Raw genomic sequence first — 3359 nt, 5'->3', positions numbered from 1 at the left:
AATTAATACTTGATGAGCTGAAATTAGCTTCTTAGAAAAATTTTCAAGTTATTTATAGGACCAATATAGTGTGAAACACTGTAACTATATTCCTGCCAAGGAATTTGAATCTACAATTGGTATTTCAGCTTCTTAAATTAAAGAAGTTAAGTTATTATTTATTTGCTTATCCATATTACTGTTTGTATACTTATTAATATTATTATTTGTATTTATATTATTATTGATATCAACATTATTATTTGCTTCTAAAATGCCATTCAAAATTACCATCCTCTCTCAGCATATCTAGTTGATAAATCCTTTAGCTCTAAACCGCTCATAGGCTCACCTAAATCCTCTGATACTTCTGCTACAATCTTAGGATCATTATAATAAGTGGTAGCCATCACTATAGCTTTAGCTCTTTTTTCTGGATTTGAAGATTTAAATATTCCAGAACCTACAAATACTCCTTCTGCCCCTAGCTGCATCATAAGCGCTGCATCCGCTGGGGTTGCTATTCCACCTGCTGAGAAATTAACTACTGGAAGTTTACCATTTTTCCAAACATATTCTATTAAATCATAAGGAGATCCCATTTCCTTAGCTATACTCATAAGTTCTTCTTTTCCTGCATTCTTCACCGTTTTTATATCATTCATTATGGTTCTCATATGGGTTACAGCTTCTACAACATTACCTGTCCCTGCTTCACCCTTTGTTCTTATCATTGAAGCTCCTTCTCCAATTCTTCTTAGTGCTTCTCCTAAGTTTCTAGCTCCACAAACAAAAGGCACCTTAAAGTCTTTTTTGTTTATATGATAAATCTGATCTGCTGGAGTTAGAACTTCACTTTCATCGATATAATCTACTCCAATAGCCTCCAAAATTTGTGCTTCCACAAAATGACCTATTCTAACTTTGGCCATAACAGGAATGGAAACTGCCTCTTTTATCTCCTTTATCATCTTTGGATCAGACATTCTAGCCACTCCACCCTGTTTTCTAATATCTGATGGGACTCTCTCCAATGCCATTACCGCACATGCTCCTGCCTTTTGAGCTATTTCAGCTTCTTTTGCATTAACTACATCCATTATTACTCCGCCCTTTAACATTTGAGCAAGATTTTTGTTTAATTCATATCTCTCCATTACTAATTCCCCCTATAAACAATAATTTCTTTGAAATATAGTATATTATTGACAGGTGGTTTTTTCAAATGTATCGGTACAATAGATAGTAGTAGATAGTAGTAGATAGGGACGGTTAACAACTTTCCATCGCAACATCTTACTGCTAGGAAAACCTAAAAAAACCTAAAAAACCTAGAAACCTAGGAGAAACCTAGAGAAACCTAGGGACGGTTAACAATATTTAATATATCTCCATCTCATTCCGAATTACCATTTTCTTAATTATATTATCTATGAATTATCTTATCTATAAACTTGTATTTATAGGCTTGTACATATTAACTATACTCATACAGATAAGACCTTATATTAACACAAAAATAAAAGATTATTTTAAAATCATCTAAAAAAACTTAGTTATTTTATATGTTATACTCAACTTTCGAATATAAATTTTAAACTTTACACTATACAAAGTAAGAACTATTACTTACAAATTAATTATAAAAAAACTCCTAGAGTTTTATCCTTAACTCTTACTTTTTACTTCTTAGCTAAGCTCAATACTTATCTGTAAATTTTATATTTTTATTTTATAACTGTGAAAGTTGAATTATATATATTGTGTAATAATATATAATATCTTATTTTTCTTCATTTTATTTTACTGGGATGAATTGTGACCATTATATACAAATAGCTAAGTCAACCCAATTATAGACTTTTACATTTAACAATGGCAAATATTTACCATTTAATGTTGCACAACATTTATTAAATATCCGTAAACTTTATATCATAATTTCCTCTTGATTTTATCATAGTATAATATATACGATTTCCTCATGACATCTACGGTTGCAGTTGTTCTATCTGCGCCTGATACGATTGATTTATTTGAGATATTTGCGGCTGATGCGACTGGTATTTAGAAATAAATTTTTCTATTATGTTCCTGTACTTATCCTCTGTTGATATGAGCTCAACCCCAATAGAACAAAGCTTTGACACTCTTGATTGAGTTATATTTCCAAGTATTTTACATATATCAGAGCACTTAAAATCACAAAGACACCTCATTAAAAGCGCAGCTAGAGCCCTAGCAACCTTAGTGTTTTTGCTATTTTTTATATATAACATTACTTTCTTTGTACCAGTTTCCTCTGCTACAAACTCCATTATCTTATCTGGATCAAAATCCCTTACTAATACTGTTTTTTCGCTTCTGTATTCTGTCTTCTCATCTTCAAATTCCATTTCTTTTTTTAATCTCTCATAGTCACAAACATACACAAACTTCATATAATTTTCTCTTGCTACCTGTACATTTGAACCAAAAAATTTCATCACATAATCTTCATCTAAAAGCCCTGTTTTATCCTTTTCAAGACCTAAATATACTTTTAGGCTTGAGTATTTATATTCTTCTAGGTGATACTCATAACCCTTTATTTTCAATGGATTATTATGAATATATGCAGATAATACTACTAAGTATCTGTCCGTGTCCACTATTTTACTCTTAAATCTATCTTGAAATAAATGTCCATGTCTTTTATGAAGTCTATTAAATGTTATGGCATATTTATGATTTAAACCGTGCATTATTTTTGATATATCCGCACCATTAGCATCTATCATAAAATGAGCATGATTTGTCATTAAACAATATGCATATACCTTAAATTTATGCATTTCTTGCCTTTTTTTCATTTCTTCTAGATATATATCCTTATCTCTATCTTTCTTAAATAGTGGTACTTCACTTATACTTCTTATCATTACATGATATATAGCATCATCTTTTTTTATTCTATTTCCTCTTGCCATTTGACTACCTCTTCTCTTATATATATTTTTTTATATTTTTATTTGAATTATAGTCATAAAGCAAGTTTTTTATTCAATAAAGATAGAAAAAAATGGGGACGGTTAACCTTTTTTTGTTACCAACCTAGCAAAAAAAGGTTAACCGTCCCTTTAATTTTAATTTTTACCTTTAAATTTTCTACATCTTCTACGGATAAAAGTTGTTAACCGTCCCCTTAAACCTTCCTTAAATCTTAAACCTTAAATATACCCTTAAATAAATTAAAATAAATTATAAATTATAAGGCTATTTAATATTTCTTGTGTAGAAAAACTTTACAAATAAAAAATGCATTTGCTATTATTGTAATGCAAACAACAATAATATCCCCAATAAAGGAGAAAGCAAATGCAAGATAATTATATCAAAGT

2 protein-coding genes are annotated in these 3359 nt (G+C 29.6%); both read right to left on the bottom strand.

Translation table 11 applies throughout. From position 1 onward, the window contains the following. Nucleotides 1-266 precede the first annotated feature (266 nt). Nucleotides 267-1136, bottom strand: a complete 870-nt coding sequence (pdxS, locus tag FGK85_RS14790; RefSeq protein ID WP_138207894.1) for a pyridoxal 5'-phosphate synthase lyase subunit PdxS — start codon at nt 1134-1136, stop codon at nt 267-269. 834 nt (nt 1137-1970) lie between these two features. Further along, a complete protein-coding gene (locus FGK85_RS14785) occupies nt 1971-2948 on the bottom strand; it encodes a transposase (RefSeq protein ID WP_243122901.1) in 978 nt (325 codons plus the stop codon). Nucleotides 2949-3359: the final 411 nt, after the last annotated feature.

This window comes from Haloimpatiens lingqiaonensis (genome assembly GCF_901447495.1).
GTDB lineage: Bacteria > Bacillota > Clostridia > Clostridiales > Clostridiaceae > Haloimpatiens > Haloimpatiens lingqiaonensis.
The sequence above is the reverse complement of the archived record's forward strand: the minus strand, read 5'-3'. Positions and strand labels throughout refer to the sequence as shown.